General features: G+C 67.0%; 26 protein-coding genes. 6 read left to right on the top strand and 20 right to left on the bottom strand.

Annotated elements, in window-relative coordinates; translation table 11 throughout:
- The first annotated feature begins 142 nt into the window (after positions 1–142).
- The 3 genes from MEBOL_RS34730 to MEBOL_RS34720 all read left to right on the top strand — a co-directional run bounded on the left by MEBOL_RS34730 (position 143) and on the right by MEBOL_RS34720 (position 4,164).
- Complete coding sequence (locus tag MEBOL_RS34730; RefSeq protein ID WP_095981444.1) at positions 143–1,558, top strand: sigma-54-dependent transcriptional regulator; 1,416 nt, start codon at positions 143–145, stop codon at positions 1,556–1,558.
- A gap of 74 nt (positions 1,559–1,632) precedes the next feature.
- Entirely contained in the window at positions 1,633–2,730 is a 1,098-nt protein-coding gene (locus tag MEBOL_RS34725) for a M23 family metallopeptidase (RefSeq protein WP_095981443.1), read from the top strand.
- A 144-nt stretch (positions 2,731–2,874) separates the two neighbouring features.
- Complete coding sequence (locus tag MEBOL_RS34720; protein WP_095981442.1) at positions 2,875–4,164, top strand: hypothetical protein; 1,290 nt, start codon at positions 2,875–2,877, stop codon at positions 4,162–4,164.
- 12 nt (positions 4,165–4,176) lie between these two features.
- On the opposite strand, the gene rsmI is transcribed toward MEBOL_RS34720, so the two are convergent.
- The 9 genes from rsmI to rlmN all read right to left on the bottom strand — a co-directional run bounded on the left by rsmI (position 4,177) and on the right by rlmN (position 11,103).
- A complete protein-coding gene (gene rsmI, locus MEBOL_RS34715) occupies positions 4,177–5,007 on the bottom strand; it encodes a 16S rRNA (cytidine(1402)-2'-O)-methyltransferase (RefSeq protein ID WP_095981441.1) in 831 nt (276 codons plus the stop codon).
- A gap of 10 nt (positions 5,008–5,017) precedes the next feature.
- Positions 5,018–5,401, bottom strand: a complete 384-nt coding sequence (locus MEBOL_RS34710) for a YraN family protein (protein WP_095981440.1) — start codon at positions 5,399–5,401, stop codon at positions 5,018–5,020.
- A gap of 44 nt (positions 5,402–5,445) precedes the next feature.
- Positions 5,446–7,392, bottom strand: a complete 1,947-nt coding sequence (locus MEBOL_RS34705; protein WP_095981439.1) for an ATP-binding protein — start codon at positions 7,390–7,392, stop codon at positions 5,446–5,448.
- Between the two features lie 107 nt (positions 7,393–7,499).
- Positions 7,500–7,895, bottom strand: coding sequence for a 50S ribosomal protein L19 (rplS, locus tag MEBOL_RS34700; protein ID WP_095981438.1), 396 nt, complete (start codon positions 7,893–7,895; stop codon positions 7,500–7,502).
- 121 nt (positions 7,896–8,016) lie between these two features.
- A complete protein-coding gene (trmD, locus tag MEBOL_RS34695) occupies positions 8,017–8,751 on the bottom strand; it encodes a tRNA (guanosine(37)-N1)-methyltransferase TrmD (protein ID WP_095981437.1) in 735 nt (244 codons plus the stop codon).
- On the bottom strand, positions 8,751–9,296 hold the full coding sequence (gene rimM / locus MEBOL_RS34690) for a ribosome maturation factor RimM (RefSeq protein ID WP_095981436.1): 546 nt from the start codon (positions 9,294–9,296) through the stop codon (positions 8,751–8,753). Before rimM ends, trmD begins: the two co-directional genes overlap by 1 nt.
- Positions 9,293–9,568 carry a KH domain-containing protein gene (locus MEBOL_RS34685; RefSeq protein ID WP_095981435.1) on the bottom strand — a complete coding sequence of 92 codons (276 nt, stop codon included), beginning with the start codon at positions 9,566–9,568 and terminating at the stop codon, positions 9,293–9,295. The genes rimM and MEBOL_RS34685 overlap by 4 nt, the downstream gene beginning before the upstream one ends.
- A 25-nt stretch (positions 9,569–9,593) precedes the next feature.
- Positions 9,594–9,854: a 30S ribosomal protein S16 gene (gene rpsP, locus MEBOL_RS34680; RefSeq protein ID WP_095981434.1), complete on the bottom strand. Its 261-nt coding sequence runs from the start codon at positions 9,852–9,854 to the stop codon at positions 9,594–9,596.
- Positions 9,855–9,942: 88 nt separating this feature from the next.
- Positions 9,943–11,103, bottom strand: a complete 1,161-nt coding sequence (gene rlmN, locus MEBOL_RS34675) for a dual-specificity RNA methyltransferase RlmN (protein ID WP_095981433.1) — start codon at positions 11,101–11,103, stop codon at positions 9,943–9,945.
- A gap of 232 nt (positions 11,104–11,335) precedes the next feature.
- Here rlmN and MEBOL_RS34670 point away from each other — a divergent pair, with 232 nt between their 5' ends.
- A complete protein-coding gene (locus MEBOL_RS34670; RefSeq protein WP_095981432.1) occupies positions 11,336–12,550 on the top strand; it encodes a cytochrome P450 family protein in 1,215 nt (404 codons plus the stop codon).
- A gap of 83 nt (positions 12,551–12,633) precedes the next feature.
- Here MEBOL_RS34670 and ndk read toward each other — a convergent pair whose 3' ends face one another.
- The 8 genes from ndk to MEBOL_RS34630 all read right to left on the bottom strand — a co-directional run bounded on the left by ndk (position 12,634) and on the right by MEBOL_RS34630 (position 21,469).
- The gene (gene ndk, locus MEBOL_RS34665) at positions 12,634–13,077 is read right to left on the bottom strand and encodes a nucleoside-diphosphate kinase (protein WP_095981431.1); all 444 of its coding nucleotides are present in this window, start codon (positions 13,075–13,077) and stop codon (positions 12,634–12,636) included.
- 39 nt (positions 13,078–13,116) lie between these two features.
- Positions 13,117–14,016: a succinate--CoA ligase subunit alpha gene (gene sucD / locus MEBOL_RS34660; RefSeq protein ID WP_095981430.1), complete on the bottom strand. Its 900-nt coding sequence runs from the start codon at positions 14,014–14,016 to the stop codon at positions 13,117–13,119.
- 24 nt (positions 14,017–14,040) lie between these two features.
- Positions 14,041–15,201, bottom strand: coding sequence for an ADP-forming succinate--CoA ligase subunit beta (gene sucC, locus MEBOL_RS34655; protein ID WP_095981429.1), 1,161 nt, complete (start codon positions 15,199–15,201; stop codon positions 14,041–14,043).
- A gap of 215 nt (positions 15,202–15,416) precedes the next feature.
- Entirely contained in the window at positions 15,417–16,250 is an 834-nt protein-coding gene (sdhB, locus tag MEBOL_RS34650) for a succinate dehydrogenase iron-sulfur subunit (protein WP_095981428.1), read from the bottom strand.
- Positions 16,251–16,269: 19 nt separating this feature from the next.
- On the bottom strand, positions 16,270–18,150 hold the full coding sequence (sdhA, locus tag MEBOL_RS34645) for a succinate dehydrogenase flavoprotein subunit (RefSeq protein WP_095981427.1): 1,881 nt from the start codon (positions 18,148–18,150) through the stop codon (positions 16,270–16,272).
- Positions 18,151–18,408: 258 nt separating this feature from the next.
- Positions 18,409–19,344: a malate dehydrogenase gene (mdh, locus tag MEBOL_RS34640; protein ID WP_095981426.1), complete on the bottom strand. Its 936-nt coding sequence runs from the start codon at positions 19,342–19,344 to the stop codon at positions 18,409–18,411.
- A gap of 22 nt (positions 19,345–19,366) precedes the next feature.
- Positions 19,367–20,662, bottom strand: coding sequence for an NADP-dependent isocitrate dehydrogenase (icd, locus tag MEBOL_RS34635; protein ID WP_095981425.1), 1,296 nt, complete (start codon positions 20,660–20,662; stop codon positions 19,367–19,369).
- Between the two features lie 69 nt (positions 20,663–20,731).
- A complete protein-coding gene (locus MEBOL_RS34630) occupies positions 20,732–21,469 on the bottom strand; it encodes a class I SAM-dependent DNA methyltransferase (RefSeq protein ID WP_095983185.1) in 738 nt (245 codons plus the stop codon).
- Positions 21,470–21,795: 326 nt separating this feature from the next.
- Here MEBOL_RS34630 and MEBOL_RS34625 point away from each other — a divergent pair, with 326 nt between their 5' ends.
- Positions 21,796–22,554 carry a hypothetical protein gene (locus tag MEBOL_RS34625; RefSeq protein ID WP_095981424.1) on the top strand — a complete coding sequence of 253 codons (759 nt, stop codon included), beginning with the start codon at positions 21,796–21,798 and terminating at the stop codon, positions 22,552–22,554.
- 33 nt (positions 22,555–22,587) lie between these two features.
- Here the strand turns inward: MEBOL_RS34625 and MEBOL_RS34620 are convergent, their stop codons facing one another.
- Positions 22,588–23,184 carry a hypothetical protein gene (locus MEBOL_RS34620; protein WP_095981423.1) on the bottom strand — a complete coding sequence of 199 codons (597 nt, stop codon included), beginning with the start codon at positions 23,182–23,184 and terminating at the stop codon, positions 22,588–22,590.
- Between the two features lie 119 nt (positions 23,185–23,303).
- Positions 23,304–23,633 (bottom strand): PilZ domain-containing protein, encoded by a 330-nt coding sequence (locus MEBOL_RS34615; protein WP_095981422.1) that lies wholly within the window; start codon positions 23,631–23,633, stop codon positions 23,304–23,306.
- A gap of 264 nt (positions 23,634–23,897) precedes the next feature.
- Between MEBOL_RS34615 and MEBOL_RS34610 the strand changes: the two genes are divergently transcribed.
- A complete protein-coding gene (locus MEBOL_RS34610; protein ID WP_095981421.1) occupies positions 23,898–24,497 on the top strand; it encodes a hypothetical protein in 600 nt (199 codons plus the stop codon).
- Positions 24,498–24,501: 4 nt separating this feature from the next.
- Here MEBOL_RS34610 and MEBOL_RS34605 read toward each other — a convergent pair whose 3' ends face one another.
- On the bottom strand, positions 24,502–25,575 hold the full coding sequence (locus tag MEBOL_RS34605) for a type IV pilus twitching motility protein PilT (protein WP_095981420.1): 1,074 nt from the start codon (positions 25,573–25,575) through the stop codon (positions 24,502–24,504).
- Positions 25,576–25,632 lie beyond the last annotated feature (57 nt).

Below are 25,632 nucleotides of genomic sequence, written 5' to 3'. Positions count from 1 at the left end.
TCCCTTGACGCTCCCCCCAGCGGGCCGCGATGGTCAGCGCTCCCATGGCCGGCGCCCCAGATAACGACCTCTCGACCGATGTCGCGCCCGGCCGTCCCCTGGAACCGCTCACGGTCTGGCCCTGACGCGCCACCCCCATCCCATGGCGAAAGTACTGGTCATCGACGACGAGGCGAACCTCCGCAAGGTGCTCGCCGCCCTGCTGCGCCGCGACGGCTTCGAAGTCACCGTGGCCGCCGACGGGGAGCAGGGCCTCGCCGAGTTCCACAAGAACGGCGCGGACATCGTGGTGACCGACCTGGTCATGCCCAAGGCCGGCGGCATGGAGGTCCTCCGGGCCGTCAACGCCGCCAACCCGGACGTGCCCGTCATCATCATCACCGCGCACGGCACCGTGGACTCCGCCGTCGAGGCCATCAAGGCCGGCGCCTTCGACTACGTCACCAAGCCGTTCGATCAATCGGAGCTGTCGGCCGCCATCGCCAAGGCCGCCAAGGCCCACGTCGTCGCCCAGCGCTCGGTGCGCGCCGACGCCAAGGCCCGCGCCGCCATCATCGGCGAGTCGCCCCAGTTGCAGGACGTCTTCAAGATCATCGACAAGGTGGCGGACACCCCGGCCACCGTCCTCATCACCGGTGAGAGCGGCACCGGCAAGGAGCTCATCGCCTCGGCCCTGCACGGCGCCTCCAGCCGCCGCGACAAGCCCTTCATCAAGATCAACTGCGCCGCCATCCCCCACAACCTCCTCGAGTCCGAGCTCTTCGGCTACGAGCGCGGGGCCTTCACGGGCGCCGTCACCTCCAAGCCCGGGCGCTTCGAGCTGGCCGACGGCGGCACGCTCTTCCTCGATGAGATCGGGGAGATTCCCGTCGAGATGCAGGTGAAGCTGCTGCGCGCGCTCCAGGAAGGCGAGTTCGAGCGCGTGGGCGGCATCAAGACGACCCGTGTGGACGTGCGCCTCATCGCCGCCACCAACCGCGACCTGCAGGCGGAGATCGACGTCGGGCGCTTCCGCAAGGATCTCTACTACCGGCTCGCGGTGGTGCCCCTGGTGCTCCCGGCGCTGCGCGAGCGCCGCGGCGACATCCACATGCTCGCGACGCACTTCGTGGAGAAGTACAACCGCAAGCTCAACAAGAAGATCGAGGGCATCACCGACGACGCCATGGCGTTGCTCCAGGCCTACAACTGGCCCGGCAACATCCGTGAGCTGGAGAACCTCATCGAGCGGGTGCTGCTCCTGGCCGATGGCCCATCCATCACCGCGAAGGATCTCCCCGAGCCCGTGCGCCAGGCGACCACGCCGCCGCCCGCCGCCCCGGCCGCTCCCGCGGATGCCCCCACGAGCGAGGGTGGGCTCAAGGACATCGTCCGCATGAAGGCGGCCGAGCTCGAGAAGGATCTCATCTCCAAGGCCCTGGACGAGACGGGTGGCAACGTCACCCGGGCGGCCAAGTTGTTGCAAATCAGCCGGAAATCCCTTCAAACGAAGATGAAGGAATTTGGCCTGCGCGACATGGCGATACAGGATGGGCGAGACGAGGGACCCGAGGACTGAACCCAGGCGAAATATCGCCGCGAAACCAATGGTTCGGACCCCGCGCCATCCCCCTCACCTCTCTGGGAGCTTGAATGCGGCCGCCTCTTCCCACCCTCGGACCTCCGCCGAAGAAAAGCCCCCTGGGGCCGGTGCTGGTCATTTCGTTGTTCCTGGGCCTGGTGGCCGGGGGCGTGTGGTGGTGGAAGAACCGGTCCGTCTCCGAGCAGCCCGAGGTCACGGCCGCCGCCCAGGCCCCCGAGGCGCCAGGTGCGACGGACGCCGTCGCCGCCGCGCCGCCCTCGACCGGGACTCCGGCACCCGCATCGCCCTCCCCCACTCCGGGCAGCGCCGCCCCCACGGTCGTCGCGACGCCCGAGCCCTCGGGTGTGTCTCATGTCACCGTCCGCATCGAGGGTCCGCTGGAGACGGCGCTCGTCGCCGCCGCCGGAGCCTCGGTGGGTCCCGCGCTCGCCCAGGTGGTGACCCGCACCCTCGTGTGGTGGGTGGACGTGCCGGGAGACCTCCGCCGGGGAGATACCCTGGACGTGCTCTATGAAACGCGCCCCAACGAGGAGCCCCTCGTGCACGCGGTGCGCTTCGCCAGCGGAAAGACGGGCCAGACGCACCGCGCCTACCGCTTCCAGGCCTCGGGAGAGAAGAGCCCCCGCTACTACCAGCCCGGTGGAGAGGAGCTGGAGCTGCGCTTGGAGCACTCGCCCCTGGACGACTACGAGCAGGTGACGTCGCTGCTGCGCGATGGCCGCAAGCACAAGGGCGTGGACTTCAAGACCGCCGTGGGCACGCCCGTCAAGGCGCCCTTCACCGGAATCGTGAAGCGCAAGAATTGGGGCTTCCGCTTCAACGGCAATTGCATCGAGCTGGAGGAGGTGGGCGGCAAGCACCGCCGGGCCCTCTTCCTGCACATGGACGAGTTGCCGCGCTCGCTCAAGGTGGGAGACCGCATCGCCGCCGGAGCGCTGGTGGGCCGCAGCGGCAACAGTGGCCGCTCCTTCGCGCCGCACCTGCACTACCAGCTCGAGGCCCAGAACGACCGGGTGCTGGACCCCTACGAGAGCCACCGCACCTACCGGCGCTCGTTGCCGTCCGCCCAGCGCGCCACCTTCGAGGCCGAGGTGCGCCGACAGGACGCGTTGTTCGGCACCACGGTGGTGGCGGGCGCGGGCAACTGACCCGATTCCGTTTCTTGACACCCCCGCGCGTGGCGGCTAGCGTCCCCGAAATTTTCCCAACATTTCTCGGGGGTTAGGCGGTGGGGTGGGCCCAAGAGGTCCTCGCGCCGCCCCGGGCCCGGGGGTGTGGTTTTCGGAGGTCGGATGTCCAGGCTTCGCGCCGTTGCCGCCGCCCTGTCGCTGGGGATGCCGTTCGTCGCCACCGCGGCGGACCTCACCCGCGTCGCGTCTTCGTTCGAGGATGATGATCCCTTCGGATTGTTCATCGACGTGGGCATCGAGCACACCCAGCATCGCACCCACATCCTGCGTGAGTTGTCCTCGCCTGTGGATCAGACGGGACGAGCCCCGCAGGAGTTGGGCAGTGCCCTCTCCTACTCCCAGTTCGAAACACGGCTGAACTTCGACCTGGCGGCGGGCATCTCCCAGGACGTGGAGTTCTCGTTCGGACTGCCTTTCGTGCTCTTCCGCAACGAGTATTGGGACGCAGCCGAAGGCGCGAACTCGGACACCCTGTCTAGAGGCAGCAATCCCAACGGGACGCCAATAACCAACACAAACCCCGACGGAACGCTGGCTAACCCGTCGCTCTTCCCCGTGCCCTACCAGGCCTATCGAGCGGGCTTCGGCAACGCCCGCTTCGGACTGGCGTGGGCCATCTTCAATCAGAAGCGGGACGACACGAAGCCCACCTGGGTGGCGCGCTTCAACTACGAGGCCCCCACCGCCAGCAAGCTCGACCCGTCTCTCGACACGCGGGATGACAACCCCCGGACGCCCGTGGGCGATCGCGTGCACAAGTACACGCTGTCCACGGCGCTCTCGCGCAAGATCGGCCTCGCCGAGCCCTACTTCAAGGCGGCCTACACCATCCCCGTGCGCGGCCCGGGCGCCTACTCCAACTGCGAGAACCCCGGTGTGGGACTTGGCGCGCCGGAGAACTGCTACGAGAACGGATGGGACCGGGCGGAGACGGGCATCCAGGCGCCGCACGTGCTCGGCGTGGTGGTGGGCTCGGAGTTCCAGGTCATCGACAACCCCAGGCGCAATATCCGGCTGGACGTACGGGCCATGAGCAACTTCGTGGGCGCCGGCCGCTACTACAACGAGATGAGCGGTGCGCTCGGCAAGATGCTCTACACCACCGAGTACCTCCAGGTGGGTGGCCAGGTCGGCCTGACGGCCCGCGTGAACGACATCATCTCCATTCGCGGCTCGGCCATGTTCCTCTACAACACCGACCACGCCCTCACCGCCGAGGCCCCGGGCCAGGACACGAACGAGGATGGCAAGGCGGACTTCGAGGACATCGCCGGCAATCCGAGCAACAGGAACCCAAGCTTCGACTACCGCACGGACCTCGCCTCGCGGCGATTCTTCGCCTCGGAGAGCCGGGACCTGCGCTTCGACGTGACGGCGACCTTCGCGTTCTGACCGCCGGGCCGCTCAGCGCTTCTTGAGCCCGAGCCCGAGCCGGTACACGTCCTGCCCGGACCAACCGGCGCGGCGGGCCAGCTCGGTGCTCAACCCCTTGAGCTTCTCGCCGCGCCCGAGCCCTTCCTCCAGGGCGCGTCGCAACTCCTCCTCGCTCCAGCGGTGCTCGCCCGTGCGTCCCTCCACGAGCACCACCACCTCGCCCCGGGGCTCCTCGGTCGCATAGCGCTCGCCGAGCGAGCCCAGGGTGCCGCGCACGAACTCCTCGTGCACCTTGGTCAGCTCCCGCGCCACCACGGCCCGCCGCTCGCCCAGCGCGTCGCGCAGGTCCGCCAGCGTCTCACCCAACCGGCGCGGAGACTCGTAGAGGGCGAGCGTCGCGGACAGCGGCGCCACTTCCTCCAGCATGGCTTGGCGCTCGGGCCCCTTGCGCGGCAGGAAGCCGAGGAAGTGGAAGCGCCCGGTGGGCAACCCCGACGCGCTCAGCGCCGCCACCAGGGCGGTGGGCCCCGGCACGGGCACCACCTTCACGCCGCGCTCGAGGGCCTCGGCCACCAGCTTCTCGCCGGGGTCGCTGATGCCGGGACTGCCCGCGTCCGTCACCAAGGCGCAGTCCTCTCCGGCCACGAGCCGATCCAGGATGCGGCCCGCGCGCTGTCCCTCGGCGAACGCGGGCAGGCTCACCGTGTCCGCGGAGATACCGAAGTGCTCGAGCAGCACGCGCGAGTGCCGCGTGTCCTCACAAGCCACGAAGGCCACCTGCCGCAGGGTCTCGAGGGCGCGTGTGGACACGTCCCCCAGGTTCCCGATGGGCGTGGCCACCAGATAGAGCGTCCCAGACATTCGCCGTGCCTCACATGCCGGCGTCGAACGCGCCCGGCAGATGCTCCACCGTCGCGCGCTCGCCGCGGCCCACCACCGAGATGACATCGAAGCGCAGCATCCGGTCGCGCACGCCGTGCGTCCCCAGGTAGTGCAGCGCCGTCTTCACCACCCTGCGCTGCTTGGCGAAGGAGACCGTCTGGGAAGGATCTCCCCAGGCCGCCGTGGAGCGCATGCGCACCTCCACGAAGCACAAGACATCTCCCCGCTCGGCCACCACGTCCAGTTCCCCATGGCGGCACGCGTAGTTGCGCGCCCGGATCCGGTACCCCTGGGACACCAGGAAGCACACCGCCGCCTCCTCGCCCTCGTCGCCCCACTGCTTGCGCTCCACCTTCGCCCCTTCCCGTTCCATCCCGCCCTCCCCACACAGGGGCCCCCGACCGGAGCCCCCGAGCACTACAGGTTAATCGTCGCGTCCGACACCTGGGAGAAGCCGCCCAGCGGCGTGACGTGCAGCACCTGCGTCAGCGTCCCCAGGTGCTTGAGCATCCGGGCCAGCAACGGCAGCCGGGACTCATCCACGCCCAGGAAGGCATCCTCGACGACGAGGGGCAACTTGAGGCGCGTGCCCAGCTTCTCCACCAGGGTCAACCGCAGGCTCAGGAAGAAGAGATCCACCTCGCGCGGGGGCAACTCCGAGAGCGGCTGACGCCGGCCCGAGGCACCCACCACCGACGTACGCCCGTCCTTGTCCCACTCCACGCCGACATAGCGGCGCTCGGTGAGGGCGCTGAAATACTGCACGCACCGCTCGCGCATCACGCCCGCCACGGCATGCAGATCCGTGGCCAGCACGTCCCCGGCCAGCCCGAGCAGCAACGGCGAGGGATCCTCCAGGGGCTCCGGACCACTGGAGGCCTCGACACCCGGGGAGCCGGCCATGGCCTGCGGGTTGCGGGCGAGCGCGATGGACTCCTTGAGCCGGGACAACTCCCGCTCCACCTCGCGCATGTCACGCACGAAGGTGCCCTTCTGCTCGATCTTCGCGTTGAGCAGTTCGATCTGCTGGCGGATGATCGGCAGTTGCTCACCCGCCTCGATGAACTCGGGGTGCTTCTCCAGGGAGACGAGCTGGGCGCGCAGCTGGGCCACCTCGGCGCCGAGCTGTTCGCGGCGCTGCAACCGGGGGGGAATGTCCTTGGGCGTGTCCACGTCGAAGATGTCCAGGGCGCGGCGCACGGGGCCGGCCTCGGCCTCGAACTCCTCGGTGATCTTCTTCTCACGGGCGATGAACATCTCGCCGCGGCGGTCCACCCGGTCCTTCTCCTGCAACTCCTCCACGTAGCGCAGGGCGAGCACGGCGGCGAAGCCGAAGGCGGGCACGTCCAGCAGCGCCACGTACCGGGCGCCCTTGCTCAGGAAGAGGCTGACGCCGAAGAACAACAGGCCCGCGGCCACGGCGATCCAGAAGTTGCGGTTGCGCACCAGGGGCTGGATGTCTGGCAGGCGCGCGGCCTCCTCGTCGGCGAGATCCTTGTCGGCCAGGAGCCGCGCGAGGGCCTCGTCGCGCCGGGCGAGCACGCGGCCGTAGCGCTCGGCGCGGGCGACGATGTCCGCGGGCAGGCCCATCTTCTCGGGGGTGGGCTCGGCGTTCCAGAGCGCCTCGGCCTCGCGCAGCTTCTCCTTGAGGCCCTCGGTGCTGCTCAGCTTCTGCTCCAGGTTGAAGACCTGGGAGTTGAGCCCATCCACCTCGAACTGGAGGTTGTCCACCTCCTTGCAGAGGATGAGTTCCTTCTCCAGTTCCTTCTGTTTGGCCTCGGCGGCGGGGATGTCCTGGGCGGGCAGGACCGCCTGGGCGCTCGCCAGACCTCCGGCGATACCTGGAGAGGAGTGCGTGCGCGCCGCGGCGATGCCCGAGGAAGACTGGGTGCGCAGACCGGAAGCCGAGGTCGTCGCGCGGCCCAGGCCACGAGGGCGGCGTGAGGGCAACTGCGCGGCATACAGACAGAAGAGCTGATCGAACGTGGTGCGCGGCGGCAGACCCACCTGGCCACGGAGGAACTGGTTGGCCTCGGTGGTGTCCTGCGTCACCAACTCCGGCTGCTTCGTGGCGGGGTTGAGCCGGTGCAGCGAGCCCCCTCCGCCCAACTCGCGCAGCACGCGGTAGGTGACACCATCCTGGCCCATCAACGTGAGGGCGGCCTTGCCCGGCTTCTGTGCGGAGGCGGAGAAGGACGCGTCCCCTCCACGGCCATCCGCGTACAGCAGCGCGAGCGACAGTCCGGCCAATGGGCTCGGCTCCGCCGTGGGCGGTTTGAGAACCAGATACCCTGTTTTCAGGGCGAAACGGCCGGCCGGGGAGAAGCCCCGGACATTCTGGACGGCAAGCTCGACGAAGTGCATGCGCCCCCCATTGTAGCGCGCGTGGACATGAAAAAAGGGAGCGTCCTTGGAAAAGGACACTCCCCGAAAAGCGCCGGTCCGCGAACGGACCGGAAGCAACCCCGGCGCTAGGCCTTGGCCTTGGCGGTGGTCTTGGAGGCGCGACGCATCTCGGCGTCCTCCTGGGTCTCCACGCGGGAGGCCTTGCCCTTGAGGTTGCGGATGTAGAAGAGGCGGTTGCGGTTCACGTGGCCGCGGCTGAGGACCTCGATCTTCTCGTAGCGGGGGCTGTGCACCGGGAAGATGCGCTCCACGCCGACGCCGAAAGAGACCTTGCGCACGGTGAAGGTGGCGCGGTTGTAGCCCTTCGTCTTGCGGATGACGAGGCCCTCGAACGCCTGCACGCGCTCCTTGTCGCCTTCCTTGACCTTCCAGTGAACTCGAACCGAGTCACCCGTTTGGAACGCGGTGACGTCCTGACGGAGGTGCTTGGCCTCCACGTACTCGATAGCGCTGCGACGCATGGACTGACTCCAGAAAAGCTCAGACTGGGGTACGAAAACTTGAGAGCGGGCCGTCCTACCAGAGTGGCGGGGGGCGAACAAGCCCGCAGAAGCCCTACCGCCAGGGAAACCACCGCGAGGACTACAATTCCTCCTCGGTTTTCGACAACAGCTTCAGATCCGCCTTGCTCAGCGCCAGGCGGGCGAACAGATCCGGGCGCCGCTCGCGGGTGAGCCGCAACGCGTGCCAGCGCCGCCACCGGGCGATGCGCGCGTGGTTGCCCTCCTGCAGGATGGCGGGCACCTCGGCGCCCCGGAAGACGGGCGGCCGGGTGTAATGGGGGTGCTCGAGCAGGTTCTCCTCGAAGCTCTCGGTGACACTGGAGGCCTCGTTGCCCAGCACCCCGGGCAGCAGCCGCGCCACGGCGTCCACCACGGCCAGGGCGGCCACCTCCCCCCCGGTGAGGATGAAGTCCCCCAGGGACAGCTCGCCATCCAGGTAGGGCATGACGCGCTCATCCACGCCCTCGTAACGGCCACACACGAGGATCAGCCCGGGCTCCTGGGCGAGTTCGCGAGCACGTGCCTGGGTGAACGTGGGCCCCCGCGGGCTCATCAGCAGGGCCTTGGTCCCCGCGGGGGCACGGGCCCGAGCGGCCTCCAGGGCGGACACCAGGGGCTCGGGCTTCATCACCATGCCGGCGCCGCCTCCGTAGGGCGCGTCGTCGGTGACCCGATGCTTGCCCTCGGCGAAATCCCGCACGTACGTGACGGTGACGCCGAGCAGTCCCTTCTCGCGTGCCTTGCCGAGAATGCTCGCGCCCAGATAGCCCTGGACGCTGTCCGGGAAGAGCGTCAGCACCTCCACGGGGTACATCACTCCTCCCCTTCCGGCTCGCTCCCGCCCGCCTCCAGATACTCCGGCGGCTTCACCACGAGCTTGCCGCCCGGGATGTCCACGGTGGAGACGAAGTCATCGGCGAAGGGCACCACCAACTCCTCGCGGCCCTCGGCGCGGATGACGAGGTTGGGCACCTCCCCGGTGTCCCAGAGCTCTTCCACGCGGCCAAGCACATGGCCCGCCGCGTCCACCGCGGTGAGTCCCACCAGGTCGCCCTGGAAGTACTCGTCCTCGGCGGGGGGCTCGAGATCCTCGCGGAACACGAGCACCGTGCCACCCACGAGCGCCTCGGCATCCTCGCGGCGCTCCACCGCCTCGAAGACCACGAGGGTTTCCTTGGGAGTGGGACGCACCGACTCGATGCGCAGCAGGCGCTCCTGGCCCGCGCGGGTGCGCACGAGCACGCGCTCGACGAAATCCAGCGTCTCGGAGGCCGGATCGAAGGGCCGCACGGCCACCTCGCCCTTGAGACCATGGGCGCGGGCCACGTAGCCCAGCTCGAGATGGGGCTTGAGCGTCACGGGCCTTCGGGAGGGGCGGCGGGGGACGGCTGGGTGCGCCGATCGTCCTGGATCTCCAGGCGGACCTTCTGCCCATGCTTCTGGGACGCGGCGCCGATCAACGTCCGGAGGGCACCCACGGTGCGCCCGTCACGGCCGATGACCTTGCCCACGTCCTCGGGGGAGACCTTCAGCTCATAGAGCCGGGCCCCGTCCACCTCGGACGCACGCAAGGCGACCTGGTCGGGATGATCGACCAGGGACCGCACCAGATAGAGGATGAGTTGCTCCACGCTGTCGACTCAGCCCCGGGAGGGACTAGGAGGCGGGAGTAGCGGCGGCGCGCTTGTGGCGCTTGATGAGCTCGCCAACGGTCTCGGAGGGCAGCGCGCCGCTCTTCAGCCAGTACTCCAGACGATCCGCGTTGAACTCCACCTTGGCGGGGTTGTGGTTCGGGTCGTAGGCGCCCACGGCCTCGATGAACTTACCGTCCCGGGGGTTACGGGAGTCGGTGGCCACCACGTGGTAGTACGGCTTCTTCTTGGCGCCCGCGCGGGCGAGACGGAGAACAACGGCCATTTCTGAGGCTCCAGATGAAAACTGAAGGTGAGACAAGAAGGTGATCAGCTTGGAGGGGGGCGCTCTTAACCCCCCCGCGAACGGATTGTCAAGGAAGCTCGGGGCTTTGCGACGATTCCGAGGCGTTCTCCCCTCCCCGGTTGGCCAACTGGCCACACGCGCCGGCGATGTCCCGCCCCCGATTCTGCCGGATGAAGGCCGCCACGTGCCCCTCGCACAGCAATTCCCGGAAGCGCTCGGCCCGCTGGTCCATCGTCGTCTGGAAACCCAGGCCGGGGTTCTCGTTGTAGGGAATCAGGTTCACCTTGGCGGGGATGCCCTCGAGCAGCTGGATGAGGCGCGCGGCGTCCTCGTCGGTGTCGTTGAAGTCGCGCAGCAGCACGTACTCGAAGGTGATGCGGCGGCCCTGGCGCAGGGGGAACTTGCGGCAGGCGTCGAGCAGCGCCGCGATGTTCCACTTGCGGTTGACGGGCATCGTCTTGGAGCGCTGCTCGTCGGTGCTCGCGTTGAGGGAGATGGCGAGCTTCACGTCCGTCTCCTGCCCGAAGCGCTCGATCATCGGCACGAGGCCCACGGTGGACACGGTGATGTGGCGGTGGCTGAAGTTCGGCCCGTCCTGGGACTGGAGGATGGCGAGCGACGTCTTCAGGTTCTCGAAGTTGTGCAGGGGCTCGCCCATGCCCATGAACACCAGGTTGGACAGGGGGCGCAGCGTCTCCAGGCCCTCGTTCTTGCGCACCTCGCGGTTGACCGCATGCACCTGGGCGACGATCTCCCCGGGAGTGAGGTTGCGCTTGAGCCCCAGGGTGCCCGTCATGCAGAAGGTGCACGCCATGGCGCACCCCACCTGGGTGGACACGCACAGCGTCTTGCGGTCCTCGGAGGGCATGTAGACGGACTCGATGTAGCGGCCATCCCGGGTTTTCCACCGGTACTTGATGGTCCCATCCACCGAGCGCTGCTCGGCGTCCTTGACCAGGGGGACGATCTCCGCGCGCTGCTTGAGCTTCTCGCGCAGCGCCTTGGACAGGTCCGTCATCTCATCGAAGGACGTGGCCCCGCGCTGATGCATCCAGCGGTAGAGCTGACCCGCGCGGAAGGAGCGCTCGCCCAGCTCCTCGGTCAGAAAACGAGTGAGCCCTTCCAGGGTGAGGCTGGAGACCTCCGTGAGCTTCACGGGGGCGGGGGCCGGAGTGGGCAACACGGGGGCCGGGCTCTCGAGGTCGGCGTTGGGAAGCTCGTTCTGCATCGTCCTGGTTCCAACGGGGCGGGGATGGGGGTCACTTCCCACATCCCGGGAGGCGGAGTCAAAGGAGGGCTTGCCCCCTTGAGGCATGCTCGGGACGGCCTGTCCAGTCCCCCCTCTACTTGACTAACATGAAATTGTTGAACAACCATCAAAACCGTCGGAGCCCGGCCCCATAGTCGACTCCCGCCCATCCCCCCTGGGCGCGAAGACCCCCTCTTGACGGAGAGAACCCATGCCCCTCGAGTTGAAGCTCAATACGCCCGAGATGTTGAAGGATCCCTATCCCACCTATACCCGGCTGAGGCGGGACTCGCCCGTGGCCATCATGCAGCGGCCCCTGTTGGGCAAGACGTGGGTCCTCACGCGCTACGAGGACGTGGTCAACGCGTTCAATGATCCCCGCTTCGCCCACAACCGGCGCACCGTCACCAATGAGCCGAGCGCGCTGGACCGCTGGTACGTGCCCAAGCTCATCAAGGCCTTCCAGAGCAACATGCTGGCGAGTGATCCGCCCGATCACCGCCGCCTGCGCAACCTGGTCCAGAAGGCCTTCACCCCAGGCCGGGTCGAGGAGATCCGAGACACGGTGGTGCGGGTCGTCAACGAGCTGCTCGATGCCGCGGAGAAGAAGGAGCGCGTGGACCTCATCGCCGACTTCGCCCTCCCCCTGCCCCTGACCATCATCTCGATGATGATGGGCGTGCCCGAGGAGGATCGCTTCAAGTTCCACGAATGGACGGCGGAGCTATTGGACGCGTCCACGGCGAGCCCCCTCAAGATGATGGGCCAGTTCGCCAACGCCTACAAACTGCAGCGCTTCTTCCGCAAGCTCATCCACACGCGCCGCAAACAGCCGAGCGATGATCTCCTGTCCGCGCTCGTGCAGGCCGAGGAGCAGGGAGATCGCCTGAACGAGGATGAGCTCGTCTCGATGATCTTCCTCATCCTGCTGGCGGGTCACGAGACCACGGTGAATCTCATCGGCAACGGTGTCCTCGCGCTGCTCCAACACCCGGATCAGCTCCAGAAGCTGCGCGAGAACCCCGACCTCATCGTCCCGGGGGTCGAGGAGTTGCTGCGTTACGGCAACGCCGTGGAGCAGTCCGCGGTCCACTTCGCCACGGAGGACATCACGCTGCACGGAGAACTCATCCCCCGCGGAGGCATGGTGCTGCTGCTCATCTCCTCGGCGAACCGCGACGAGCGGGCCTTTCCCGACCCGGACAAGCTCGATCTCGCCCGGACGCCCAACCGCCACCTGGGCCTGGGCATGGGCGCGCACTTCTGTCTGGGCGCGCCGCTCGCGCGGATGGAGGGACGCATCGGCATCCAGACGCTCGTGAACCGCTTCCCCAAGCTGCGGCTGGCCATCCCCGAGGAGGAGCTGCAGTGGCGCAGCAGCATCACCCTGCGCGGACTCAAGGAGCTGCCCGTTCACCTCACCTGAGCAGCCGTCCCAAAGACGACGGCCCGGTCCCCGCGGATGAGCGCGGGAGCCGGGCCGTGTCCGGGGCGCGAAGCCCGTCGTGACTACTTCTTGCCGGAGTACTCGTAGCCGTGGACCTCGGTCTCGCGGAAGAAGTACGCGATCTCGATCTTGGCGTTCTCCAGGCTGTCCGAGCCGTGCACCGTGTTCTGATCGATGCTGGTGGCGAAGTCGCGGCGGATGGTGCCAGGGGCCGCGTTGGCCGGGTTGGTGGCGCCCATGATGTCGCGGTTGGCCAGGACGGCGTTCTCACCCTCCAGCACCATGAGCACCACGGGGCCGGAGATCATGAAGTTCACCAGGTCCTTGAAGAAGGGGCGCGCCTTGTGGACGGCGTAGAACCCCTCGGCCTGGGCCTGCGACAGCTGCTGCAGGCGGATGGCGACCGGCTTGAGACCCTTCTCCTCGAAGCGGGAGATGACCTTGCCGATGACGCCCTTCTGCAGACCGTCCGGCTTGATGATGGACAGCGTACGCTCGATGGCCATGGAATGGCTCCTCGTGTGTCGGAACAGCGGGTTTAGGAACTAGCGCTTCTTCGCGGGGCCACGCTTGATGGCCTCCTGCAGCGTGGTGCCGAGCTCGGCGGGGCTCGCGGCCATCACGAAGCCCGCGGCCTCCATGGCCTTGATCTTCTCGGAGGCGGTGCCCTTGCCTCCGGAGATGATCGCGCCCGCGTGGCCCATGCGCTTGCCCGGGGGCGCCGACTGGCCGGCGATGAATCCCGCGATGGGCTTCTTGAACTCACGCGCCACGTACTCGGCACCGGCCTCCTCGGCGCTACCGCCGATTTCGCCGATCATGATGACGGCGTCCGTCTCCGGGTCGTCATTGAAGAGCTTGAGCACGTCCACGAAGTCCGTGCCGTTGACCGGATCGCCACCGATGCCCACCGCGGTGGACTGGCCCAGGCCCAGCTGGGTGAGCTGGTGCACGGCCTCGTAGGTGAGCGTGCCCGAGCGCGACACCACGCCGATGCGGCCCGGCTTGTGGATGTGGCCCGGCATGATGCCGATCTTGCACTTGGCGCCAGGGGTGATGACGCCCGGGCAGTTGGGGCCGATGAGGCGCACGCCCGGCTTGCCCTGGATGTAGCGCTTGGCGCGCACCATGTCGTTGACGGGGATGCCCTCGGTGATGGTGATGATGAGGGAGATGCCCGCGTCGGCGGCCTCCATGATGGAGTCCGCGGCGAAGGGGGGCGGAACGAAGATGACCGAGGTGTTCGCGCCGGTCTGCTTCACCGCGTCGGCCACCGTGTTGAACACGGGGACCTTGCCCTCGAAGTCGGTGCCGCCCTTGCCGGGCGTCACACCACCGACCATCTTCGTGCCGTACTCCAACATCTGCTTGGTGTGGAACGAACCCGCCGAGCCGGTGATGCCCTGGCAGAGGACCTTCGTGTTCTCATTGACGAGGATGCTCATGGCTTGACCTTTCTCTGCCTGGAACTACTTCACCGCGGCGACGGCCTTCTCGGCGGCCTGGCGGAGGTTGTCGGCGGGGGTGATGGCGAGGCCGGAATTGCTCAGCAAGTCCTTGCCCTGCTGCACGTTGGTGCCCTCGAGGCGAACCACGAGCGGGATCTTGAGTTGCACTTCCTTGGCCGCGGCGATGATGCCCTCGGCGATGACGTCGCACTTCATGATGCCGCCGAAGATGTTGACGAGCACCGCCTTCACGGCCGGATCGGCGAGGATGAGCTTGAAGGCCGCAGTGACCTTCTCCTTGCTCGCGCCGCCGCCCACGTCCAGGAAGTTGGCGGGATTGCCGCCCACCAGCTTGATGGTGTCCATGGTGGCCATGGCCAGACCCGCGCCGTTCACCATGCAGCCGATGTTGCCGTCCAGCGCGATGTACGCCAGATCATGCTCCTTGGCCTGGATCTCCCGCGGCTCCTCCTCCGCCAGATCGCGGTAGGCGAGCAGATCCTTGTGCCGGTAGAGCGCGTTCTCCTCGAAGTCCACCTTCGCGTCGAGCGCCACCACGCCGCCCTCCTTGGTGATGACCAGCGGGTTGATCTCCACCAGGGACGCGTCCGCCTCGGTGTACACGCGGTAGAGCGCGGAGCAGAACTGCACGAACTTGTTCACCGTGGGACCCGTCAGGCCCAGGCCGAACGCCAGCTTGCGGCCCTGGAAGTCCTGGAAGCCCGACACCGGATCCACCGCCTCGCGGAGGATCTTCTCCGGGTGCTTCTCGGCCACTTCCTCGATCTCCACGCCGCCCTCGCGGGAAGCCATGAAGGTGATGCGCGAGGTGGCGCGATCCAGCGTCACGCCGAGGTACAGCTCCTGACCGATGGCCAAGCCCTCCTCGATGTAGACCTTGTTGACCGTCTGGCCCTCGGGCCCGGTCTGGATCGTCTTGAGCTTCATGCCGATCATCTGCTGGGCGAGCTGCTTCGCCTCGGCGGGGCTCTTGGCGAGCTTCACGCCGCCGCCCTTGCCGCGGCCGCCCGCGTGGATCTGGGCCTTCACGACGACCACCGAGGTGCCCAGCTCCTTCGCGGCCTTCTCGGCCTCGTCGGGAGTGGTCGCGAGGATGCCTCGCGGCGTGGGGACCCCATACTTCCGGAAGACTTCCTTGCCCTGGTACTCGTGGATCTTCATCGAAGCTCCGGGTGACGCGAGTGACGCGCGAGACTGACCCGGGAGCCAGTCCCCCGGGACGGCTGCCTCTCTCGCGCAGAATGGCCCGCTTGGCAAGGCCCTATTGTCAAGAGCCCAATCCAGGCGAACCGGAAAGAACCGAGGCCCCGGTCTGGCGAACAAAGGCCGGACACGGAGCCTCGGGAACAAACACCCTCATGGGACGAGGAGACGGCCTAGCCGGGACCGCCCGTCGCCTTCTTCTCGTCGCCCTGGTTGAAGAAGATGTCCTTGATGATCTGCTTGCTCACCTCGCGGTTCATCACCGCGATGGAGGTGGTGAGCGGGATCTCCTTGGGACACACCTTCACGCAGTTCTGGGCCTTGCCACAGTCCTGGATGCCGCCCGGGCCCATGAGCCCGCGCACGCGCTCCTCGGCGTTCATCTTGCCCGTGGGGTTCATGTTGAAGAGCCGCGCCTGGCTGATGGCGGCGGCGCCCATGAATTCGTTGTCGATCGTCACCTGGGGGCAGGCCTCCAGGCAGCTGCCGCACGTGATGCACGTGGACAGCTTGTACATGACGCCATGGTCCGCGGCGGACTGGCGCGGGCCGGGGCCCAGGTCATGCGTGCCGTCGATGTTGATCCACGCCTTGACGCGCTTGAGCGCGTCGAACATGCGGTCGCGGTTCACCGACAGATCGCGCGTGACGGGGAACTTGCTCATCGGCTGCAGGGTGATGACGGCCTCCCCGTCCCCGACGATGCGATCGATGAGCGCCGAGCACGCCATGCGCACCCGGCCGTTGATGTTCATCGCGCAGCTGCCGCACACCTCTTCCAGGCACGCGGCGTCCCAGATGACCGGGGGCACCTTGCGCCCGTCCTTGGTGACGGGGTTGCGCTGGATCTCCATGAGACAGGAGACGACGTTGGCGCCCGGGCGGTACTCCAGCTCGAACTCGTCGTAGCGCCCCGCCTGATCCGGACCGTCCTGGCGCCAGATGCGGAAGGTGACTTTCTTGCCCTTGGTGCTGACAGGCGCCTGCGTCGTGGTCGCGTTGTCCATGTCGTTGCCTCTCTATCGCTCAGGCGTACCAGCGCGGCTCGGGGTCGAGCACGGGCGTGGGGATGTCCTCGTAGCTGATCTGCGGCGTCTCGGGGGAGTAGGCGGCGAGGGTCGTCTTGGCCCACTTCTCGTGGCGCTTCTTCCAGAGCCCCATCCAGTTGGCATCCAGCGTGGGGTCCTTCGTCGCGGGCTCGGGCAGCGAGAAGTCCGGCTTGTAGTGCGCGCCGCGGCTCTCGTCGCGCATGAGCGCGCTCTTGGTGATGACCTCGGCCAGCTCGAACATGTTCCAGAGCTGGTTGGCGTAGGAGATGCTGCGGTTGGCCACGTTGCCCGTGTCCAGCGCGTTGATGTTCTTCCAGCGCTCCTTGAGCTCGCGTAGCTTCTCGAGCGACTTCTGCAGGCGGTCGTTGTAGCGCACGACGGTGACGTTCTCCGTCATGAGATCGCCCATCTCCTTGGCCAGGCCGTACGCGTTCTCCTTGCCGTCCATCTTCTTGATGGAGGCGAAGCGCTCCTCCCAGAACTTCTTCGCCTCGGCGAAGTGCTTCTGGTGGTCCGCGTCGTTGGCGCTCTTGGCGTTGCTCTTGGCGAAGGACGCCATGGCCGGGCCACTGAGCATGCCCGCGTAGATGCAGGACAGGAGCGAGTTGGCGCCCAGGCGGTTGGCGCCGTGGTAGGCGTACTCGGCCTCGCCCGCGGCGTACAGGCCGGGAATGCGCGTGGTGTGGTTGACGGGGCTGCCGACCAGCGGCGTCATCGTCTTCGAGTCCGCCTCGAAGCTCACGTGCAGGCCGCCCATGGAGTAGTGCATGCCCGGGAAGATCTGCATGGGCACGTGGCGCGGGTCATCGCCCACGAACTTCTCGTAGATCTCCATCACGCCACCGAGCTTCTCGGTGAGCTTCTGGGCGGGGATGTGCGTGACGTCCAGGAACACGGCGTCGCGGCCACCGATGCCCAGGCCCATCTCGCGGCAGATGGTGAAGATCTCGCGCGTGGCCACGTCGCGCGGCACGAGGTTCTTGTACTTGGGGTACTTCTCCTCGAGGAAGTAGAAGCGCTCGCTGTCGGGGATCTGCCGAGGATCTCGCGTGTCGCCCTTCTTGCGCGGCACCCACACGCGGCCACCCTCGCCACGCACCGACTCGCTCATCAGGCGCAGCTTGTCCTCGCCCGGGATGGAGGTCGGGTGCACCTGGATGAACTCGCCGTTGGCGTAGAGCGCGCCCTCCATGTAGGCGCGGCCCGCGGCCGTGCCCGTGTTGATGATGGAGTTGGTGGAGCGCCCGAAGACGATGCCCGGACCGCCCGTGGCCAGACACACCGCCTCGGCCGGGAAGGCGCGGATCTCATTGGTGCGCAGATCCATGGCCACGCTGCCGATACAGCGGCCCGAGCCATCCTTCACCGTGCCCAGCCACTCCCAGGACTCGTACTTGGTGACGCGGCCCTCGGACTCCCAGCGGCGCACCTGCTCGTCCAGCGCGTAGAGCAGCTGCTGGCCGGTGGTGGCGCCCGCGAAGGCCGTCCGGTGGTGGAGCGTGCCGCCAAAGCGGCGGAAGTCCAGCAGGCCTTCCGGCGTGCGGTTGAACGTCACGCCCATGCGATCGAGCAGGTAGATGATGCCCGGTGCCGCGTAGCACATGCCCTTCACGGAGACCTGCTCGGCGAGGAAGTCACCCCCGCGCAGCGTGTCCTTCACGTGGATGTCGGGGCTGTCGCCCTCCCCCTTCGTGTTCACCGCGCCATTGATGCCGCCCTGGGCGCAAACCGAGTGGGAACGCTTCACCGGCACGAGCGACAGGATGTCGACCTGATGCCCCGCCTCCGCCAGCTTGATGGTCGTCATCAGCCCGGCGAGTCCGCCGCCCACGACCGTGAACCGCGCTGCTGCTGCCATGCCGCGTCTCCTTGAGGACTGGAGGGCCCGACGCTCGCGAGGAACGTGGACCGGCATCGCGAGCCCCACGTCCAGGGCCAGCCCGCCGGACCTCCAGTGCAGTACTTCTGGCTAGTTAACTGATCAATTCAGTGAGCCGCAAAGATTACCGGATCATGCGGATAAGAGCGCGCCATCTCCGGCATCAGCCTCCCTCAGCCCGACCCCCCGCGGACAGCTCGTTCCGCGAGGGGCCTGACGGGCTGGGGAGCGCGAGTGCTACAGCTTGACGCTCTCCACGGTCTTCTTCACCGAGTCGAAGGACTTGGCGATCTCCGCCTTCTCCGCCTCGTTGAGCTCCACCGTGTGGATCTTCTCCACTCCGCCCGCGCCGATCTGCACCGGCACGCCGAAGAAGTAGTCGCTGATGCCGTACTCGCCCTTGAGCAGGGCGGCGGCCGGGAGCACGCGCTTGCGGTCGAGCAGGAAGCTCTCCGCCATGGCGATGGAGCTGGCGGCGGGCGCGAAGTAGGCGCTGCCCGTCTTGTAGAGGGCCACCAGCTCGGCGCCGCCCTTGCGGGTGCGGTCGATGATGGCGTCCAGCTTGTCCTTGGGCAGCAGCTGGGTGAGGGGCACGCCGCCCACGGTGCTGTGGCGCACGAGCGGCACCATGTCATCCCCGTGGCCACCGAGCACCAGCGCCTCCACGTCGCGGATGGACGTGTTGAGCGCCTCGGCGACGAAGCACTTGAAGCGGCTGGTGTCCAGCACGCCCGCCATGCCGACCACCATGTTCGCGGGAAGTCCGGAGATCTTCTGGAGCGCGAACACCATGGCGTCCAGGGGATTGGCCACGTTGATGACGAAGGCGTTGGGGGCGTGCTGCTTGATGTTGCCCGCCACGTCCCGCATGATCTTCAGGTTGACGTCGAGCAGATCCTCGCGAGACATGCCCGGCTTACGGGGGACGCCCGCGGTGATGATGATCACGTCCGAGCCGGCCACGTCCTTCCAGTCCGTGGTGCCCAGCACGCGGCTGTCGTAGCCATCCACCGCCGAGAGCTGGTTGATGTCCAGCGCCTTGCCCTTGACCAGGCCCTCGGCCGCCGGAATGTCGTAGAGGACGACGTCGCCGAGGTTCTTCTGCACCGCGAGCAGGGCCAGGTTGCCACCGATCTGACCGCCGCCGATGAGACCAATCTTCTTCTTAGCCATGTGGAGTGTCTCCTCGTGACGACTACATGTTCTTGATGATGGCCTGGCCGAACTCCGAGCACTTCACCTCGGTCACGCCCGCCTGCTTCTCCTGGTTCATCAGGCGCGCGAAGTCGTAGGTGACGGTCTTGTTCGTGATGGCCTTGTCCATGCCCTTGATGATGAGGTCGGCCGCCTCGTTCCAGCCCAGGTGGCGCAGCATCATCTCGCCCGAGAGGATGACCGAGCCGGGGTTCACCTTGTCCAGGTCCGCGTACTTGGGCGCGGTGCCGTGGGTGGCCTCGAACACGGCGTGGCCGGTGAGGTAGTTGATGTTGCCGCCCGGCGCGATGCCGATGCCGCCCACCTGCGCGGCGAGCGCGTCGGACAGGTAGTCACCGTTGAGGTTGAGCGTGGCGATGACGTCGAACTCGTCCGGACGCGTGAGCACCTGCTGCAGGGTGATGTCCGCGATGGAGTCCTTGATGAGGACCTTGCCCGAGGCGAGCGCCGCCTTCTGCTCGGCGTTGGCGGCCTCCTCGTTCTTGGCGGCCTTGGTGGCCTCCCACTGATCCCACGTGTAGACCTTGTCACCGTACTCGCGCGCCGCCAGCTCGTAGCCCCACTTGCGGAAGGCGCCCTCGGTGAACTTCATGATGTTGCCCTTGTGCACGAAGGTGACGCTCTTGCGCTTGTGCTCCAGGGCGTAGTCGATGGCCGAGCGGATGAGGCGCTCGCTGCCTTCCTTCGACACGGGCTTGATGCCCAGACCCACGTCCTGCGGGAAGCGGATCTTCGCGAAGTCCTTGGGGAACTCCTTCTTGAGGATCTCCAGCACCTTGGCGGCGTTGGCCGTGCCCGCCTCGAACTCGATGCCCGCGTAGATGTCCTCGGTGTTCTCCCGGAAGATGACCATGTCGACCTTCTCGGGGGTCTTCACGGGGCTGGGCACGCCCTTGAAGTAGCGCACGGGACGCAGGCACACGTACAGGTCGAGCATCTGGCGCAGCGCCACGTTGAGCGAGCGGATGCCACCGCCCACCGGCGTGGTCAGCGGGCCCTTGATGCCCACCAGGTACTCACGAAACGCCGTGACGGTCTCGTCCGGCAGCCAGTTGTTCACCGTCTTGAAGGCCTTCTCGCCGGCGAGCACCTCGAACCAGGAGATCTTCTTCTTCCCCCCGTAGGCCTTCTCCACCGCCGCGTCGAAGACGTTCTGCGAGGCACGCCAGATGTCGCGGCCGGTGCCGTCGCCCTCGATGTAGGGGATGATGGGGTTGTTCGGCACGGACAGCTTGCCGTTGCTCAGGGTGATCTTCTCGCCGCTCGGAGGGGCCATGATCGAAGTTCCTGTTGGGTAGGGGGACTTTTACGGGCGGCGGATGCTTTGCGCCTCTGGCCCCTGGCGTCAAGGAGTTTGGCTGCCCTCCGAGCGGCGCGGCTTATCGGAGCCAGTCCCCAGCGGACCTTCCTCCGGGCGGATCACCTCCCACCAGCCGAAGTGCATCACCCGCTCGTCGACGAGCCGGACCCAACCCGGTGCATGCGCGTAGCGCACGGGCAGCAGCCCCACGGCTTCCAGCGCCTGGGCCGTCCGGGCGAAGGACCAGAAGAACAACGTCACCGGTGGCTCCGCCTCTGGCAGCCTCCAGCACGCGTCCTCGTGGGCCTCGAGCCCCGGCCTTCGCTCCAGCACCGTGAACAGCAGCCGCCCCCCGGGTTCCAGGGCGTGCGCCAGATGACCGAGCGCCTCCGGCAGGTCCTCGCAGAAGTCGAGACACCCCACCGCCAGCGCCACCCCGAAGCGCCCCAGCTCCGCGGGAAGGGACTGGCGGTAGCTGTGCTCCCGGTACCTGCCCGAGGGCCTCGCGCGCCGGGCCACCTCCAGCATCTCCGGGGAGAGATCCAGACCCACCACCTCCACCTGGGGCGGCAGGGCCCGCGTGAACAGCCCCGGTCCACAGCCCATGTCCAGCACCCGCGCCTCCCGCGTCACCGCCCGCGAGAGGAAGTCCTCCACCCGCCCCTCATAGCGGTTGAGCGAGGGGAAGAAGGCCTCGTACGCCTCGGCGATCTCTCCAAAGGCCCGCCGGACGCCCCCCTCCTCGCCGGGTCGTGCCCCACCCCGCTCCCTGTCGTCACTCATGCCCATGCCTCGCGTTTCGTGGATTCCGCATCCGGGGGTGGGTCAAACCCATCCACCTGAGTCATGATCGACTCTACCTCTCATGTCCTCTATTTTGATCGGACTCGTCCAGAATGGGTGCATACTTTTCATGACATCAAAAAACCCGGATAGATGAAAAAAAGCGCGAAAACACCAAGATGATTTTGACCGCCGCATAAAAATCCTCTATATCCCTCTTCGTCAGTCGGCGGTCGGGGGGAAGAAGCAGTCCAACAAGTCACCCTCATCTCCCGGAATCATCGTTCCAGGGGGTCAAGGGATACCCAGTCGAGGAGAACCCCACCATGAAGCGGATCGCGGAGCGTATCGAGAGCAACAAGCGGCGTCTGGAGCAGTCGGCCCTGATGATGTTCACCCAGGACACCCAGGTGGACCCCCGCCGGCGGTTCAGCTTCGTGCCGTGCATGGCGCCGTTCGTCATGGGGTTCTCGGACGTGAACAAGTACGCGCTGCGCGACGAGAGCTCCGAGGATCCCATCCAGCACCTCATCAACGTGCACAGCCACGAGGACGATCACCACTGGGGCATGTACCTCAAGGATCTGCGCACGCTGGGCCTCAACACGCAGATGGACCTCAACGGGGCCCTGCGGCTGCTGTGGGGCGATGATCGGCAGAAGACCCGGCAGACCATCTACAGCTTGATGGGGCTCATCGAGAACACGTCGCCCGCGGTGCGCATGGCGGTCGTGGAGGCCATCGAGGCGACGGGCGACGTGGCCTTCACCCGGTTCAGCGCCCTGGCGCTCGAGTTCGAGAAGGCGACGGGCGAGACGCTCTGCTACTTCGGCGCGCTCCACAAGGATCTGGAGAGCGGCCACGCCATGGGGACCGAGGGCATCGAGGCCAAGCTGGAGGAGATCGTGCTCTCGCCCGACATGGAGCGCGAGGCGCTCGGGCTGGTGGACCAGGTCTTCGAGTTGTTCCACCACATGTTCGATGAGTGGATGGCCTATGCCCAGCGGCAGCAGCCGGGCACGGGTAGCGTGGCGGTCCCCAGCGTGCGCGTGAGGACGATCAACAAGACCAGCAACGCGGCGTGAGCACCCGTCCCCCGGTGGATGCCCCGCGGGGCGCTACTTCCAGGCGATGTGGTAGATGCAGAAGGCGGCACCCTTCTTGCGGCAAGAGCCCGGCGCGTGCGTGACGGAGGACGTGCGATCGAACCGCTGGGCCATGGACGTGAGGATGCCCTCGTCGAACGCACACGGGTACGGAGTGCTGCACTTGCTCAGGATGAGCTTCTTGCCCACCTGCCGCTCGTACCCATAGTTGCCGATGCGATCGGTCTTCTTGCCCGTCGCGGGCGAGAAGAGGGCGACACCATTGACCCCGTGGTTCATGTGGTACGCCACGTCAATGGACTGGATGGCGGTGTCGATGTCCACGACGGTGGGCGGAAAGGGCGCGTTCTTCGGGATCGACAGGCCCACCTGGCGATGCATGTACTCGCCGAAGTCCTTGCCGATGCGATCAAAGGCGCGCAGGAACGTGGCCAGCGGGTACCACTTGTCCTTCTCGAAGGAGATCGAGTCGTCACGTCCCCGGTTCCCCAGCCCCTCCTGAAACAGGATGCCGTTGCCCAGGATGGAGAAGGTTCCGAAGCCATCCACGATGGATTGAAGGTTCGCGCCCAACACATCCACATCCGCGAACTGCTCGTAAGTCTGCATAGTCAGGGTGCTCTCACTACGGGGGGTTGAGGTGAAACGCTGCGGCCGCGAAGGCGAGGAGCGCGGCCCACTCGTTGGGAAGGATTCGGGTGGGCGGTATGCCGTGCTCCCCTTGCGCGCTAACTGACGCGCGAAGGCGTTGGGGTGGAGGAAGCAAGAGCGAGCGCGGGCTCGTCGGCGATCGCCGTCTCGAAACAGGTCGCGATGAGGAAGCCTCCTTCCGTGGGCGCGCAACGCACCACGCACACGGAGGTGGGCGGCACCTGGAGATCCGGGATGCTCACCTCGATCGTGTCTCCCGCGCTCACGTTCAGATGCGCCACCAGGAGGCAGCCCCCCACGGAGGCATTGAGCACATCCGCGTCGACCTCTTGCGTGTCGTGGCGAATCCGGGCCCGCAGCCTCAAGGGGTAGCGCCGGAAGCGGCGTCTTTCATGCTCGATCGGCATCCCTAGCTCCTGTGTGCGCTCCACTCCCGTCGGCACCAAGTGTATTTCACCGCGCCCATTCGTCCATCCCCCCCTGTTGGCATCCACCCATCGCTCGTGGGTGAATCCAGGTCCTCCCGCCTTTCGTTGGAGCCCCTTGATGAAGATCTACACTCTGAGCATCCCGCCTCCGCCCCCGCACGCCCCATTTCACCCCTGGACCGGGACACGCGGAGACCGCGAGTCCTGCTTCACCCTCGCCCGCTAGGAGAGCCAAAGGCATCCATGCGCTCCCTCGACGCCTACGCCGACTACCAGGTGATCGGACAGAACTTGCGGCATCTCATCCTGGGGCTCGGCTCGTTCTGGTTGCTCGCCAACAGGTTCATGCTCGAGGAGAACCTGGGCACCGCGGGCCCCGATGGACTGGTCCAGTTCGATCCAGAGGCCTGGTACCCGCTCGTGGCCAATCTCCGGGTCATCGCACGCGTCCAGAGGGATTTCGGCGAGGTGGCCGTGCGGCAGTCGGCGTCTCACATCCCGACGATCGCCCGCTTTCCCTCCACCGTCGTCGACATCCACTCCGCGTTCGACGCCCTGGACGTGGCGTACCACATGAACCACGGCCTCAACGGGCGGGCCCTGTACTGCCCCGAGACGGGCGTCATGCGGGAGGGCATCGGCCACTTCCGGTCCCGGAGCATTCCCGGGCAGAAGCAGATCCTCAGCCAATGCACCAGCCCCTACTCGTGCAGCTTCGACGAGGGACTGCTCCTCGCGTTGGCCCAGCGCTACGAGCCCTCGGCCTCGATCACCCACCTGGAGCCCCTGCGGTGCCGGGCCCATGGCAGCGAGAGCTGCACCTACTCCATCCTCTGGACGTAGCCGCTCACTCGAACTCGAGCGCGCGCTGGAAGTCCGCCGGGTTGCTGGCCGCGCTCTGCGCCGTCTCCAGCGTGATGATGCCCTCGCGGTAGAGCTGGCTCAGGTGCTGATCGAAGGACTGCGTGCCGAACATGTCGCGGCCCTTCTCGATGACATCCTTGAGTTCGTTGGCGCGATCGTCGCGGATGTACTCCTCCACCGACTTGGTCTGGACCATGATCTCCAACGCCACCGTGCGGCTCTTGCCATCCGCCTTGGGCAACAGCCGCTGGGAGATGGTGGCCTTGAGGCTGTCCGCCAGGCGCATGCGCACCATGGCCTGCTCCTCGGCCGGGAAGACGGAGATCAGCCGGTTGATGGTCCGCGAGGCGTCCGTCGTGTGCACCGTGGAGAACACCAGGTGGCCCGTCTCCGAGGCCTTGAGCGCGATGTCGATCGTCTCCGTGTCACGCATCTCGCCCACCAGGATGACGTCCGGGTCCTGACGCAGCGCGGCGCGCAGCGCGATGGCGAAGTTCTCCGTGTCCGGGCCGATTTCCCGCTGGGAGATGGAGGACTTCACGTTCTTGTAGATGAACTCGATCGGGTCCTCGATGGTGAGGATGTGCAGGTTCTCCGTGCGGTTGATGTGATCGATCATCGCCGCGAGCGTGGAGCTCTTGCCCGAACCCGTGGCCCCCGTCACCAGCACGAGCCCGCGATCATTGCTGGCGATCGTCTTGAGCACCTGCGGCAGGCCCAGTCCATCGATGGTGGGAATCTCGTCCGGGATGATGCGCAGGATGCACGCGAGCGTGCCGCGCTGCCGGTAGAGGTTCACGCGAAAGCGCGCCACGCCCGCGAGGCCGTAGGACGTGTCGTACTCCTGCACCGAGTCGATCTGCGACTTGGTGAGCGGATCCGAGATGACGTGGAGCGCCACCTGGCGGGTGTGGTCCGGATGCAGCTTCTCCATCTTCAGAGGGCGCAGCACGCCGTTGACCCGGTAGATGGGGGGATCTCCCGGCCGGAAGTGAATGTCCGAAGCGCCGTTCTGCACGCCCACCGTGAGCAGCTTGTTGAAGGTTGCCTGATCCACTCGTGTCGCTCTCTCCCGTCAATCTCCGAGTCTAGGAGATGCTTCCCACCTGCTCCA

This window comes from Melittangium boletus DSM 14713 (assembly GCF_002305855.1).
GTDB lineage: Bacteria > Myxococcota > Myxococcia > Myxococcales > Myxococcaceae > Cystobacter > Cystobacter boletus.
The sequence above is the reverse complement of the archived record's forward strand: the minus strand, read 5'-3'. Positions and strand labels throughout refer to the sequence as shown.